Annotated in this window: 16 protein-coding genes; 1 reads left to right on the top strand and 15 read right to left on the bottom strand. The window is 62.3% G+C overall.

Features of this window, described 5'->3' with window-relative positions:
- Positions 1–9 precede the first annotated feature (9 nt).
- The 13 genes from CHC01_RS23905 to coxB all read right to left on the bottom strand — a co-directional run bounded on the left by CHC01_RS23905 (position 10) and on the right by coxB (position 11,516).
- Positions 10–696, bottom strand: coding sequence for a hypothetical protein (locus CHC01_RS23905; protein WP_244528475.1), 687 nt, complete (start codon positions 694–696; stop codon positions 10–12).
- A 154-nt stretch (positions 697–850) separates the two neighbouring features.
- Positions 851–1,438, bottom strand: a complete 588-nt coding sequence (locus CHC01_RS23900; protein ID WP_089266838.1) for a GNAT family N-acetyltransferase — start codon at positions 1,436–1,438, stop codon at positions 851–853.
- A gap of 34 nt (positions 1,439–1,472) precedes the next feature.
- On the bottom strand, positions 1,473–2,762 hold the full coding sequence (locus tag CHC01_RS23895) for a M16 family metallopeptidase (protein ID WP_089266837.1): 1,290 nt from the start codon (positions 2,760–2,762) through the stop codon (positions 1,473–1,475).
- Complete coding sequence (gene thrC, locus CHC01_RS23890) at positions 2,762–4,177, bottom strand: threonine synthase (protein ID WP_170849832.1); 1,416 nt, start codon at positions 4,175–4,177, stop codon at positions 2,762–2,764. Before thrC ends, CHC01_RS23895 begins: the two co-directional genes overlap by 1 nt.
- Positions 4,178–4,326: 149 nt before the next feature.
- On the bottom strand, positions 4,327–4,722 hold the full coding sequence (locus tag CHC01_RS23885) for a hypothetical protein (protein ID WP_089266835.1): 396 nt from the start codon (positions 4,720–4,722) through the stop codon (positions 4,327–4,329).
- A 19-nt stretch (positions 4,723–4,741) separates the two neighbouring features.
- Positions 4,742–5,500 (bottom strand): SURF1 family protein, encoded by a 759-nt coding sequence (locus CHC01_RS23880; RefSeq protein ID WP_089266834.1) that lies wholly within the window; start codon positions 5,498–5,500, stop codon positions 4,742–4,744.
- On the bottom strand, positions 5,497–5,892 hold the full coding sequence (locus CHC01_RS23875; RefSeq protein ID WP_089266833.1) for a DUF983 domain-containing protein: 396 nt from the start codon (positions 5,890–5,892) through the stop codon (positions 5,497–5,499). The genes CHC01_RS23880 and CHC01_RS23875 overlap by 4 nt, the downstream gene beginning before the upstream one ends.
- A 223-nt stretch (positions 5,893–6,115) precedes the next feature.
- The gene (locus CHC01_RS23870; protein WP_089266832.1) at positions 6,116–6,973 is read right to left on the bottom strand and encodes a cytochrome c oxidase subunit 3; all 858 of its coding nucleotides are present in this window, start codon (positions 6,971–6,973) and stop codon (positions 6,116–6,118) included.
- A 96-nt stretch (positions 6,974–7,069) separates the two neighbouring features.
- Positions 7,070–7,690: a cytochrome c oxidase assembly protein gene (locus CHC01_RS23865; RefSeq protein ID WP_089266831.1), complete on the bottom strand. Its 621-nt coding sequence runs from the start codon at positions 7,688–7,690 to the stop codon at positions 7,070–7,072.
- An 18-nt stretch (positions 7,691–7,708) separates the two neighbouring features.
- Entirely contained in the window at positions 7,709–7,882 is a 174-nt protein-coding gene (locus tag CHC01_RS23860) for a cytochrome c oxidase system small membrane protein (RefSeq protein ID WP_089266830.1), read from the bottom strand.
- A 16-nt stretch (positions 7,883–7,898) separates the two neighbouring features.
- Entirely contained in the window at positions 7,899–8,840 is a 942-nt protein-coding gene (locus CHC01_RS23855; protein ID WP_089266931.1) for a heme o synthase, read from the bottom strand.
- A 101-nt stretch (positions 8,841–8,941) separates the two neighbouring features.
- Complete coding sequence (ctaD, locus tag CHC01_RS23850; RefSeq protein WP_089266829.1) at positions 8,942–10,567, bottom strand: cytochrome c oxidase subunit I; 1,626 nt, start codon at positions 10,565–10,567, stop codon at positions 8,942–8,944.
- Between the two features lie 103 nt (positions 10,568–10,670).
- Positions 10,671–11,516 carry a cytochrome c oxidase subunit II gene (coxB, locus tag CHC01_RS23845; RefSeq protein ID WP_089266828.1) on the bottom strand — a complete coding sequence of 282 codons (846 nt, stop codon included), beginning with the start codon at positions 11,514–11,516 and terminating at the stop codon, positions 10,671–10,673.
- 486 nt (positions 11,517–12,002) lie between these two features.
- Here coxB and CHC01_RS23840 point away from each other — a divergent pair, with 486 nt between their 5' ends.
- A complete protein-coding gene (locus CHC01_RS23840; protein ID WP_089266827.1) occupies positions 12,003–12,563 on the top strand; it encodes an invasion associated locus B family protein in 561 nt (186 codons plus the stop codon).
- A gap of 18 nt (positions 12,564–12,581) precedes the next feature.
- On the opposite strand, the gene CHC01_RS23835 is transcribed toward CHC01_RS23840, so the two are convergent.
- Together CHC01_RS23835 and CHC01_RS23830 are read right to left on the bottom strand one after the other, a co-directional pair.
- The gene (locus CHC01_RS23835) at positions 12,582–13,214 is read right to left on the bottom strand and encodes a TlpA family protein disulfide reductase (protein ID WP_244558496.1); all 633 of its coding nucleotides are present in this window, start codon (positions 13,212–13,214) and stop codon (positions 12,582–12,584) included.
- A gap of 46 nt (positions 13,215–13,260) precedes the next feature.
- Positions 13,261–13,773 carry a DsrE family protein gene (locus tag CHC01_RS23830; protein ID WP_089266825.1) on the bottom strand — a complete coding sequence of 171 codons (513 nt, stop codon included), beginning with the start codon at positions 13,771–13,773 and terminating at the stop codon, positions 13,261–13,263.
- Positions 13,774–13,859 lie beyond the last annotated feature (86 nt).

Raw genomic sequence — 13,859 nt, 5'->3', positions numbered from 1 at the left:
GATAACCCCTTAGCGCCGCTTGCGTGCGGGTGCCTGCGATTTCAGGGCCTGCGGATCGAAGCCGATATAGAAGATGTAGGAATCGCCTGCAGTGCCTGTGGGCACGGGATAAACAAGATCCTCACCGACCAGACTGAACGGCACGCTGGTCTCGCTGCCAATCTGCACATTGGTCTGGAACACCTTGGTGGCGATGGTCTTCGGCGTCACACCTTCCTGCACCACGGCGACACGCAGCGGCACATCGACCACTGCTGGCGCGCCGGCCGGCCCGACGATGACGCGGCCCTGGATGCCGATCTTGACCGAGATCTGACCGCCATTGAGATCGCAGGAGCGCGCTGTCCGGGTGATGGTGGCCTGGAAAGCCAGATCGTTGCCGACCGCAGGCTTGCCCGCAGCGCCGACTGCATAGGTCGAGGCGCCCGGCCGGATGCTGACGCTCGGGCAGGTCAGATCGTTCTCATCGGTCTGCGGCGACTGCGGCGCGCCGACCTCGGTGGACTTGCCCGAGAACAACTGGGTGAAGCGATCGGTCATCGACGGACTGCCGCCGCCGCTGCTGCTCGGCGAACCGCCGCCGAACATGCTGCCGCCGCCGCAACCGGCCAGCGTCAGGCTTGCTGCAGTGATCACCAGCAGGCCGCGGAGCGCGCCGGTGCGGCCGCTGATCGGCATCGAACGAATGTTGCGCATTGTGAAGATATCCCCGGAAATTCAGTCGTTTGCGCAGCCCCGCCCAAGGCGTGCGCAGGGCCTTATAACAGCGCAATGGCGGCGAACCCAAGGCGCTTGAGACAGGACAGATGCGCGCCATTGCGCCACATCCGGACATCGCGCTGCAGCAGAACTACCCGCGGAAGTCCTCATGCAGCATGCCGTAAAGCAGGTGATCCTGCCAGATGCCATTGATGCAGAGATAACGCCGCGCCAGTCCCTCGCGCGAGAAGCCACACTTCTCAAGCACCCGCACCGACGGCAGGTTGCTGGGAATGCAGGCGGCCTCGATGCGGTGCAGGTTCAATTCGCCAAACAAGGTCGGTAGTAGCACCCGCAGCGCCGCGGTCATCACGCCCTGCCCGGTATAGGGCTGGCCGACCCAGTAGCCGATGGTGCCGGCCTGGACGATGCCCCGGCGCACATTGGCGAGCGTCACGCCGCCCAGCAGCGTGCCATCTGACTCGCGAAACACCAGAAACGGATAGGCGCGATCGGCGGACGCATCGTCGGCATAGCGGCGCAGCCGGCGGCGAAAGCCGGAGCGCGTCAGGTCGTCTGACGGCCAGATCGGCTCCCACGGCGTGAGATAACTCCGGCTCAGCTCACGCAGATCGGCCCATTGCGGAAAATCGCTCATCACGGGCGCGCGCAATGCAACGCCGTAGCCGCGCGGCGCCAGCGCCGCCGGCATACTCGATGGCAAACGAAACAGGGCCATAGGCTCGCTCCCTGATGCCTCGGACCTCACCTGCCTAGTGGAGCAGGCTCTTGTCCTTGGCGCGGGTCAATCCTTCCGCAAAAGCCACTGCCGTGTCCAGCCCCCGGCCGCTGCCGAGCGCCGCCACGGCCGGGCGGCTGCGCGTCAGCAAGCCACGGGCGGCATTACGGGTCGATTCCACGCTGACATCATCGATACGCTGGACGAGTTCTTCCACGGTAAGCGGACGGCCATAGGCCAGCATGTGCCGCGCCAATTGCTCGGCGCGCGAGCTGCAGCTCTCCAGCGCCATCAGCAGACCGGCCTTCATCTGCGCCTTGGCACGCGCGATCTCGGCCTCGGTCAATGTCTCTACCGACTCGTTGATGACATCGACGATGACTTCCATCATCTCCGGCGCATCGGTGGGATCGGTGCCGGTATAGAGACCGAAGAAGCCGGTGTCGGTATAGGGCGCGTGGAAGGTGTAGATCGAATAGCAGAGACCGCGCTTTTCGCGCACTTCCTGGAACAGCCGCGAGGACATGCCGCCGCCGAGAATATTGGTGAAGACCTGCAGACTGAACAGCGACAGGTCCGATTGCGGCAGGCCTTCCAGCGCCAGCGTCAGATGCGCCTGTTCGAGATCGCGATTGACCACACGCGAACCGCCCTTGCCGAACATCGCCGGCTGCGGCTTCGGAGCGGCCGTGCCTTCGAAGCTGGAAAAGCGATCGGCGGCTTCATGCACGACCTGGCGATGATTCACGGCGCCAGCCGCAGCCACCACCATGTCCGGCCCGCGATAATGCGTGGACAGATAGCTCTGCAGCATGTCGCGGTCGAACCCCTTCAGCGTCTTGGCGGTGCCCAGAAGCGAACGGCCCATCGGCTGGTCGGGATAGCAGAGCTCGTTGAGATGTTCGAACACGACATCGTCAGGCGTATCCTGCGCCGCGCCGATCTCCTGCACGATCACGCTCTTCTCGCGCTCCAGCTCATCGGGCACGAAAGTGGGGTTGGCGAGAATGTCCGAGAGCACATCGAGCGCCAGCGGCACATCGGCCTTCATCACGCGGGCGTAATAGGCCGTGGTCTCGGTCGAGGTCGCGGCATTGAGATCGCCGCCGACCGCCTCGATCTCCTCGACGATCTCGCGCGACGAACGCTTCTTGGTGCCCTTGAACGCCATGTGCTCAAGCAGATGCGAGATGCCGTGCTCGTTGGGCTTCTCATCGCGGCCACCGACGCCGGTCCAGACGCCGAGCGCTGCGGTTTCCAGATGCGGCATGGTATCGGTGATGACCGTCAGGCCCGAAGGCAGTTTGGTAACTTCGACAGTCATCAGGACACTCCTTGCTTCGCAGCGCGGCTGACCGACAGCACGAACTGCTCAATATCGCTTTGGTCATTCTTCATGACCTTAATATGCTCGGGCTTCGTCATCAGCCCTTCCAGATAGACCGGCAATGCCGGCCGCACGCCGCACGCCGCTTCCACCGCATCGGGGAATTTCGCTGCATGCGCTGTCGACAGCACGACATTGGGCACATGCATCTCGGTGGTGTCGCGATCGGCGACGGCCAATGCCACGGCGGTATGCGGATCGATCAGATCGCCGGTCTCGCGCCACGCCGCGCGAATGGCGGCCGAGGTCTCGTCCTCGTCGGCGCGGCCGGATTCGAAATCGGCACGGATCGCGGTCAGCACTTTCTCGGGCAGCACGAAGCGACCGGACTGCTTCAGCGAATCCATCAGGCCGCGCACCAGCGCAGCATCGCGGCCGGAGGCTTCGAACAGCAGACGTTCGAAATTCGACGACACCTGAATGTCCATCGACGGGGACGACGAGGCGTGCACCTCACGCACCTCGTAGATGCCGGTCTTGAGCGTGCGATCGAGGATGTCGTTGACGTTGGCAGCGACGCGCAGCTTGCGCACCGGCAGACCCATGCGCTTGGCCACATAGCCCGCAAAGATGTCGCCGAAATTGCCGGTAGGTACCGTGAAATCAACGCTGCGTGCAGGCGCACCGACGGCGACTGCCGAGGTGAAGTAGTAAACCACCTGCGCAACGATACGTGCCCAGTTGATCGAGTTCACACCCGACAGCGACACGGCGTCACGAAACTTGTGATGATTGAACAAGCCCTTCACGATCGCCTGGCAATCGTCGAAATGGCCCTCGACGGCGAGCGCATGGACGTTCGACGCGCCGGTCGTGGTCATCATGCGACGCTGCACGTCGGAAATACGGCCGTTCGGAAACAGCACGACGAGATCGACATTGTCGCGGCCGGCGAAGGCATCGACGGCAGCGCCACCGGTGTCGCCCGAGGTCGCGACCACGATGGTGGTGCGCTGATTACGCTTGGCGAGAACATGATCCATCAACCGCGCGATGAGCTGCATGGCGACGTCCTTGAACGCCAGCGTCGGGCCGTGAAACAGCTCGAGCACGAACTGGTTCGACGCGGTCTGGTCGAGCGGCACCACGGCCGGATGGCGGAAGGTGGCATAGGCCTCATTGGCCATGCGGCCGAGATCCTCGTCGGAAATCTCACCGGCTACGAATGGCCGGAGCACCTCGACGGCGACTTCCCAATAGGGCCGGCCGAACAGCGACGCGATGGTCTCGGCTGACAACTGGGGCCAGACCTCGGGAATGTAGAGGCCGCCGTCGCGGGCAAGCCCGGTCAGCATGACATCGCAAAAACCGAGTTTCGGGGCCTCTCCCCGCGTCGAGATATAGGTCGTCAAGGCGTCCTCCAAAGGCGCGGAAACCGCCAAGCCTTTGATAATAATGGGGTTAAAACTTCGCTGGCAGCTAAGTCTGAGGGCACCATAATGGGTTTCGCCGGGTGGGGAAACCGCCAATGGGGCGGTCCGACGAACCAGGCACCCGAGCGTTAAGTTTCGCCGAACGCCCTCCGGATGACCGGCAGGATCGAGCTTCCTGGCTCAACCCATAGGGCAGCTACTCGCTTCAGAAATTCAATTTGGGAAGTTGGCCAATCGTTCGAAGCAAGGATTGGCCGGCTCTCAGACAGGACGGCACCAAGGTCATCCGGACTGTAAGCGTAGATGGCTCCGGAGCCGATACAGCATTCTCCATCAGCGAATAGAAGACTCTGATGTCCGCCATCCGCGATAAGGGAACGGTAGATTGGCACGGTCAGGTAAAGGACGTTCTCAATCGTGTTGATCGGCAGGTAGCTCACCGCTTTTTGGGGCCCAAGAGCCAGATGATGCTCCAGAATTCGCTTTCCTTCGGCGGCCAAAATGACGTCCCGGCTCTTCTCCACGATTTCCTCCGGAGCTGGCTCAAACAGCCCGCTGCTGCCCCTTGATCCACGCTCCGAAGGCAATCACCACCGCGGCCGCGAGGCCAAACCATGTGATCGCATATTGCATGTGGTCATCCTTGAGATGGATTTCGAGCGGCCCGGGCTTTGGAATGGCATTAGCCGGCACGGGACTTTCCAGATCGACATAGAACGGGGCCACAGCACCCCAGCCGAGCGCCTGCGCCATCGCGCGCTGGTCGCGGTTGAACCAGAGGCGCTTGCTGACGTCGTCATGGGGCGTCAACGTGCCCGCGGTTTCGGGAAAGCGCAGATAGCCGGTCAGCGTCACGGGGGCGCCGGTGATGAGCTTCTGCACGGCGCGATCCTGCTGGGCGCGATCCTGCATCGTGTTCTGCACGAAGCCCGCATTGATCACGACAGTCTCGCCGGATGCCAGCTGCGCCGGCAGGAAAGCCCAGGTCACCGGGCCGGGCACATCGGGCCGCACGCCGGAGCCGGAGCTGTAAACCATGCCGTCCGGCACGGGTTTGTAGGTGGCCGAGAAGCTGACGCGGCGGAATTCGTCCTTCGCCGGGGTCAGCGCGCTCCATGTGGCTGGCGCGGGCAATGTGCCGGGCGCACCTGCAAGGCGCTCCGTGAGTGCGGCGATCAACGCGTGTTTCTCGGTACGGCGCTGCAACTGCCAGAAGCCGAGGCTGAGGAGCACACCGATGATGATGAGCGTGATGATGCCGAGACCGGTGATACTGCGCCGGCGCGCTGCAACTGTGTTCATTTCGGCATGCGATCGATGAGTTGGCCTTCGGAGGCCTTGTGGTGGAATTGCAGGGCGATCAGCAACGACTTCATGGACCGCAACGGCAGCAGCGTGGTCGCGAGAATCAGCGGCAGCCACAATGCGGCATGCAGCCAGAATGGCGGCTGGTACTTGACCTCCACCACCAGCGCAGAGCCGACCACGATGGCACCGGCGAGCATGATGATGAAGATCGCCGGGCCATCACCGGTGTCGATGAAAGCATAATCCAGTTCGCAACGCTCGCAGCGCGGCGCCAGATTGATGAAGCCCGCATAGAGCTTACCCTTGCCGCAGCGCGGGCATTTGCAGGTCAGGCCGCGGATGACGGTCTGGCCGAGCGTGACGGGGGCAGCGAGTTGATCGGGCATTTCTGTTCTTTCCCCTCTCCCCCGCGCGAAGCACTGCTTCGCTAGGTGGGAGAGGGTGGATCGGACGAAGTCCGAGCCGGGAGAGGGGTTGCAGCGAAACGAGAGCCTGTCCCCTCTCCCGCCTTCGCTTCGCTCAGGCACCCTCTCCCGCAAGGGGAGAGGGGAAGAAAGAAAACGAAAGAGGGCGGCCCTGCGGCCGCCCTCTTGTAGCACCCGAATACGGTCAGTGCGCGGCTGCGCCGACGATAGGGCCGCCATAGCCCCAGACATAGATCGTGACGAACAGGAACAGCCAGACCACGTCCACGAAGTGCCAGTACCAGGCGGCGAATTCGAAGCCGAGGTGCTGCTTCGGCGTGAAGTGACCGGCATAGACGCGGAACAGACAGACCAAGAGGAAGATGGTGCCGACCAGCACGTGGAAACCATGGAAGCCGGTCGCCATGAAGAAGGTCGCGCCGTAGATGTTGCCCTTGAAGCCGAAAGCGGCGTGGGCGTATTCGAACGCTTGCACGCAGGAGAAGGCTGCGCCGAGCAGCACGGTGAGGATCAGCGCATACTTGACGGCCTTGCGGTCGCCTTCCAGCAGGGCGTGATGTGCCCAGGTCACCGTGGTGCCCGAGGTCAGCAGGATCAGCGTGTTGAGCAGCGGCAGGTGCCAGGGATCGAAAGTCTGAATGCCCTTCGGCGGCCAGACGCCACCGAACAGTGCTTCGCGGGTGGCATGGACGGGATCGCCGGGGAACAGCGACGAATTAAAGTAGGCCCAGAACCAGGCGACGAAGAACATCACTTCCGAAGCGATGAACAGGATCATGCCGTAACGGTGGCTGATCTGCACCACGCGGGTGTGGTCGCCCTTATACTGTGCTTCGCGGACCACGTCGGTCCACCAGCTTGCGAACACGTAGAGCACGCCGATGGTGCCGACGCCAAACACGATGGGCGCCGCGGCATACATGTGATGCATCCAGCTGACCGCGCCGACCGCCATGATGAAGGCGAACAGCGAGCCTACCGCCGGCCACGGCGAGGGATCGACGAGGTGATAGTCGTGGTGCTTTGCTTGCGCCGTAGCCATTGCGGTTCTCTCCGTCAGCTGCGCCGGTTGAAGCCGGTGCGAGTTCTCTCAATTATATAACGCGGAACGCTCCAGGATTTCTCTCAGAGCTTTCTCTTAGAGGTTACCCTTGCGCTTGTCAGTCTCCGTCGCCGCCAGCGGCTTCGGCGCCAGATCGCGCAGGGGGTAGAACGTGTAGGACAGTGTGATCGACTTCAGCCCGTCATTCTCGCTATCCGCGGCCAGCGCAGGATCGACATAGAATACGACGGGCATTTCGCGCTTCTCACCGGGCGCCAGGGTCTGGTCGGTGAAGCAGAAGCAGTTGATCTTCTGGAAATAGGCGCCGACCGTCAGCGGCGCCACGTTATAGGCAGCCTGTGCAGAGGTGGTGCGGGCCGACTGATTGGTCACGGTGTAGAACACGGTCACGACCTCGCCGATCTTGACCTCGATCTCGCTCTGCTCCGGGACGAATTTCCATGGCAGGCCGCCCGACACATTGGCATCAAAGCGCACGGCGATCTTGCGTGCGATCGGGCCCGTCGCGGGTGCCGAACTCGCCACCATCGTGGTGCCGTTGAAGCCGGTGGCGCGGCAGAACCAGTTATACAGTGGCACGGCGGCGTAGGACGCGCCGACCATGAAGGCCACCAGCAGACCGCAAGCCGCAGCCACCGTCGCATCGCGACCGAGGCGCGGCTTGGAGGCTTTGATGTTCTGCGGCTGATCGGTCATGTCACTCAGCTTTTGTCATTACATGGGCCGGATGAGAACGGCCGGCCCTTTGACCATGGTGACGGCAAAGAACAGCACGACGAGGATGCCGAGCGCCCAGGCGATGGCCAGGGAGCGTTCGCGCCGGCTCTTCTTCTGGGCCTCGGTGAGGACGATGCCGTCCGGCTGTTCAGGCTTGTGCTCGTTGTCCATCGGATCATGCGCCCCTCTACCAGACCAGCGGGAGGATGGCCTTCACGACCACCTCGAGCAACAGAATGGCAAACAGCGCGAACAGATAGACGATCGAGAAAGCAAACAGCTTGCGAGTCGCGCGATTGGCAGGCGTGCCTTCGCGCAGACGATAGACCTCGACGGCGAGATACATCATGCCGGCGCCGAGGATCAGCGAAGCCGTGCCGTAGACGGCCGAGAAATAACCGAGCGGCCAAGGTGCGACGGCAGTCGCGACCAGCACGACGGTGTAGAGCAGGATCTGCAGCCGGGTCGCGTCGGGACCGGCGACCACCGGCAGCATGGGCACGCCGGCGCGGGTGTAATCGTCGTTGCGGAACAGGGCCAGCGCCCAGAAATGCGGCGGGGTCCAGAAGAAGATGATCAAGAACAGCAGGACCGGTTCCATCGAGAGCGTTCCTGACGCCGCAGCCCAGGCGACGACCGGCGGCAGCGCGCCGGCTGCACCGCCGATGACGATGTTCTGCGCGGTCCAGCGCTTCAGAGCGATGGTGTAGATCACGACATAGAAGAAGATGGTGAAAGCGAGCAGCGCGCCGGCGAGCCAGTTGACGAGGATGCCGAGCGTCATCACCGAGAAGAAGGCCAGCACCAGACCGAAGGTCAGTGCTTCCGGCCGGGTGATGCGACCGCGCGGGATCGGGCGGTTGGCGGTGCGCGACATCAGCGCGTCGATATCGGCCTCGTACCACATGTTCAGCGCGCCGGAGGCGCCGCCGCCGACGGCGATACAGAGGATCGAGGTGATCGCCAGCACCGGGTGATGATCGCCCGGCGCCAGGAAATAACCGACCATCGCCGTGAACACGACCAGCGACATCACCCGCGGCTTGAGCAGCGCGATGTAGTCGGCAACACCCGCTTCGGAGATGCGGGGGGCAGACAGGTCGATGGTGTGGTGGTCGAGGACGGACAAGATCAATCTCACTTTTGTTACGAGCACTCCGCCGAAACTCTTGCGAGTTCGGCGGAGGCATTAACTCGGTGCGGCACCCAGGAGCGCCGCACGAAAACCACTTACTGAACGCGCGGCAGCACTTCGAACTGATGGAAGGGCGGTGGCGAGCTCAGGGTCCATTCCAGCGTGGTCGCACCCGAACCCCACGGATTGTTCGCAGCCTGTTCCTTGCGGACGAAGGCTTCGATCACGCCGTAGATGAAGATCAGTACGGCAAAGCCGGAGATGTAGGAGCCGATCGACGAGACCAGGTTCCAGCCGGCGAAGGCATCCGGATAATCGACATAGCGGCGCGGCATCCCCGACAGACCCAGGAAGTGCTGCGGGAAGAACACCAGATTCACGCCAATGAAGGTGACCCAGAAATGCGCCTTGGCGATGGTCTCCGAATACATGTAGCCGAACATCTTCGGGAACCAGTAATACCAGCCGGCGAAGATGGCGAACACGGCGCCCAGCGACAACACGTAGTGGAAGTGCGCGACCACATAGTAGGTGTCCTGCAGCACGCGATCGACGCCGGCATTGGCCAGCACGACGCCGGTGACGCCGCCGAGGGTGAACAGGAAGATGAAGCCCACGGCCCACAGCATCGGCGCCTTGAACTCGATGGAACCGCCCCACATCGTGGCGATCCAGGAGAAGATCTTCACGCCGGTCGGCACCGCGATGACCATCGTGGCGGCAACGAAGTAGGCCTGCGTCGCAGACGACATGCCGACGGTGTACATGTGGTGCGCCCAGACGACGAAGCCGATGCCGCCGATGGCGACCATCGCATAGGCCATGCCGAGATAGCCGAACACCGGCTTCTTCGAGAAGGTCGAGATGATCTGCGAGATCATGCCGAAGCCAGGCAGAATCAGAATGTACACTTCGGGGTGACCGAAGAACCAGAACAGATGCTGGAACAGGATCGGATCGCCGCCGCCGTCTGCGGCGAAGAAGGTGGTGCCGAAGTTACGGTCCGTCAGCAGCATGGTGATGGCGCCCGCCAGAACCGGCAGCGACAGCAGCAGCAGGAACACGGTGACCAGGATCGACCACACGAACAGCGGCATCTTGTGCAGGGTCATGCCCGGCGCACGCATGTTGAAGATGGTGGTGATGAAGTTAATAGCACCGAGGATCGACGACGCACCGGCGATATGCAGCGCCAGAATCGCGAAGTCGACGGCAGGCCCGGGATGGCCCGATGTCGAGAGCGGCGCATACATGGTCCAGCCGGCACCGACGCCGTTCGCGCCGGGCTCGCCCTCCACGAAGGTCGAGATGATGAGCAGCGCGAAGGCAGCCGGCAGCAGCCAGAACGACACGTTGTTCATGCGCGGGAAGGCCATGTCCGGCGCGCCGATCATCAGCGGCACCATCCAGTTGCCGAAACCGCCGATCATCGCGGGCATCACCATGAAGAAGATCATGATCAGACCGTGCGAGGTGACGAAGACGTTGTAGGTGTGGCTCTCGTGGAAAATCTGGACGCCCGGATACATCAACTCGATGCGGATCAGGATCGACATGATGCCGCCGATGACGCCCGCCACGATCGCGAAGATAAGGTACATCGTGCCGATGTCCTTATGGTTCGTCGAATAGACGTAGCGCCGCCACCCCGTCGGATGCGCATGCGCATGATCATCGTGGGCGTGATCGTCGTGAGCCGGTGTTGCCGCGGTCGTTGCCATTTTCAAATCCTGCTTTGTCTTCTTCTGGCAGTCTTTGGACCTTGCGGTCCCCTCGCCCTAATTTCTTACAGTGCGTGCGGAGCCTCGCGGCTCCGCCACCCGCTTACTGCGCCACAGCAGTTCCGGCCGAAGCGTAGGAATTCGCCGGATTGGACGCGAACTTCTTCTTCGCGGTCTCGACCCATGCGGTGAATTCCTGATCGCTGACGACGCGGATCGCGATCGGCATGAACGCGTGATCCTTGCCGCACAGTTCCGAGCACTGACCGTAGAACATGCCGGTCTTGGTGGCCTTGAACCAGGTCTCGTTCAGACGGCCCGGAACGGCGTCGATCTTGATGCCGAAGGACGGGATCGCGAAGGAATGGATGACGTCCGCGGCGGTCGTCTGCACGCGCACGACCTTGTTCACGGGAACGACGACTTCGTTATCAACGGCGAGCAGGCGCGGCTGCTTGTCGGTAGCCATCAGCGAGTCGAATTCGAACGGGCCGTTGTCGGGATAGCTGTAGGTCCAGAACCACTGCTTGCCGGTTGCCTTGATGGTCAGGTCGGCTTTCGGAATATCGAGTTCCAGGAACAGCAGACGGAACGACGGCACCGCCACTGCGACCAGGATCAGAACCGGGATGATGGTCCACGCCACTTCGATCAGCGTATTGTGCGTGGTCTTGGATGCGACCGGGTTGGCCTTCGAGTTGAACTTCATCACCACGATGACGAGAAGTACAAGCACGAACAGTGTGATGGCGGTGATCAGCCAGAGCAGAAAATTATGAAACCAGGTGATGTTCTCCATCACCGGCGTGGCAGCTTCCTGCAGCTTGAATTCCCACGGCGCGGGCTGCCCCATCACCTCTGCGAATGCAGCACCGCCAAAAGCAAGCCCGGCCCCAACAACTGCTAACCCCAGCAACCGGCGGCCAATCTGGCCCCTCGACATCCTCATGCCGCTCGCGCTCCCATAATTTACTGTCGCATTTCGGCCTGTCGCCGAATTATGCCGCCCGATCCGCACCCTGCCAATTTGCCAAAACGCCCAAGTGATTGGCCTGGAGGCAGTTGTTAGAATGCGTCGAAATCTAGCCTCTCAAACCATAATTCGCGGTCTGTCGCAATGCAGGAGTGGCGCATCCCGTAATGCATTCGGCGGTATTGAACGAAGGTCGCAATTGCTGCATGAAATCAGGCATAAACAGGCGTGCGGCAGCCGAACGGCGCTTGACAGCGGAATTGTCCGATGTAGGCACAGATCAGGCGATCGGCAGGATGCTGATTCGCGCCTGCGAGCGTTTTCGTGGCTCCGTGGATGCCTTCAAGGCGCCGTCATTGCCGTATCATTCCGTGGTCTGGAAAAATCCTCCGGACAGACAGCGTCAAGCGTGCTGCCCTGGACTACGCGACCACCACGTCACCGCCTAAGGAATCGACCCGGATGGGGCACTCGAAGTTGCAGCATAAATCGACCCTGAACCGCCCGGCCCACGGGATCGCAGGCTGGCGCCGGCTGGCGCTCGGTTGTCTCGCCCTGGCGGCGATCGCCGCCGTCCCGACTACCGCCAACGCCCAGGGTGCGGTGCGGTCGGTTCATGGCGACTGGCAGATCCGCTGCGACACCCCGCCCGGTGCCCAGGCCGAACAATGTGCCCTGATCCAGAGCGTGGTGGCGGAAGACCGCTCCAATGCCGGCCTGACGGTGATCGTGCTGAAGACCGCCGACCAGAAGAGCAAGCTGATGCGCGTGGTGGCGCCGCTCGGTGTGCTGCTGCCGTCCGGCCTCGGCCTCAAGCTCGACAATCAGGACGTCGGCCGCGCCGGCTTCGTGCGCTGCCTGCCCAATGGCTGCGTTGCCGAAGTCGTGATGGACGACAAGCTGCTCGCCCAGCTCCGCACCGCCAAGACTGCCACCTTCATCATCTTCGAAACGCCCGAAGAAGGCATCGGCTTCCCGCTCAGCCTCAACGGCATCGGCGAGGGTTACGACAAGCTGCCATAGGCTTTGAACCCGGCAGCATTAGCCGGAACCACGCCCTCTGTAATAGTCCAGCAATCGCCGGGCATCTTCAGATGTCCAGTCGGCCTCCCCTGCAAGATATCCCTCGACCTGCCCCGTCGTCCCGATCAGATATGAGATAGGCATCGCGTAAAGGCTGAACGGAGTATCCGGAGCAGCAACCTCGCCGGCACGCGCGACCAGTCCACCAGGGCCGATACCGACATCGAGATGTCTCAGCTTCAGGTTGCGCACGAACGAAGCGACGTCCGCGCGATCGGTGGCGATCGCGATCACCTGCAGATTTGCGCGCGTCTCGATATCCTGCAGCCGATCAAGAATCGGCAACTCGGTCTTGCAGGCCGGGCACCATGTCGCCCAGAAATTGACCAGAACGACCTTTCCTGGAAACGCGGTCAGATCAACCGGCTTGCCAACTAGGCGAGGCACCGCAACAGACGGGATCGGCCGCGCTCCCCGGATGACAGTGAACTGATGCCGGGTGGTGCCAAAGGGCGGCGGCCCATCAGGCCGCGCATCCGCGTTGGTGCGCCCCGCGGCCAATGCGACCGTCGTGGCCAGTGCCCGTTTGAGCAGCGTACGTCGCGAGATTGGCGAGCGAGCAATAGCCCGTCCGCGGTGCGGTGTTGTCACGGTCCAGCCTCCGATGGGCATCAAATAGGGTAGCGAAGCGTGCCGCTCAGGATCGGATATAGGACCAACCCGCTTCCTGTAGCTCGATGATCCGTCCAGGCCCGCTCGGAACCATCTGGACATTGTCGATAAACGAAATCGGATGGCCCTCGCTGCGCTCCATGCCGAGCTTGGTCGCTTCGCAGACCACGAAGCGAATGTCAGGGGTGAGAGCCTGGACGACCTTCAGCAGTTCCTTGACCGGCGACGTATCCACTCGAAACATATGAATGCCGGCGTTGTAAGCGACGATTTCGATCGAGAAGTCCTGCTTCGTCTCCCGATAGTATTTCGGCAGGTTTAGCGACGTCGAAATCAGGGCTCTCATGACGGTCGGGTCGTCAGTGTTGATCTGCAGTACGAGACGATGTGCCTTGGCCGCCGCAGGCTTCGTCTCCGGCGCCCACGGCTTTGAAATGGCGGACCCTGCGTCCGTCAAAGCCAGAGTGACGAATAACGGTGCCGCAAACGCCAGACCGAACGCCACCGTGGCCAAAGCCTTGCCGCTATAACTCCGCATTGAAATCATCGCTTGCACTCGAACACACTGAAAGGTTCGGCTTTTTTCAACGGCAATCCGTGGATGGCCGGATGAGAGCGTGAGCG

Source organism: Tardiphaga sp. OK246 (assembly GCF_900188215.1).
In the GTDB taxonomy this organism is placed as follows: Bacteria; Pseudomonadota; Alphaproteobacteria; order Rhizobiales; family Xanthobacteraceae; genus Tardiphaga; species Tardiphaga robiniae.
Note: the sequence above shows the minus strand (reverse complement) of the source record. Positions and strands in the feature narration are given on the sequence as shown.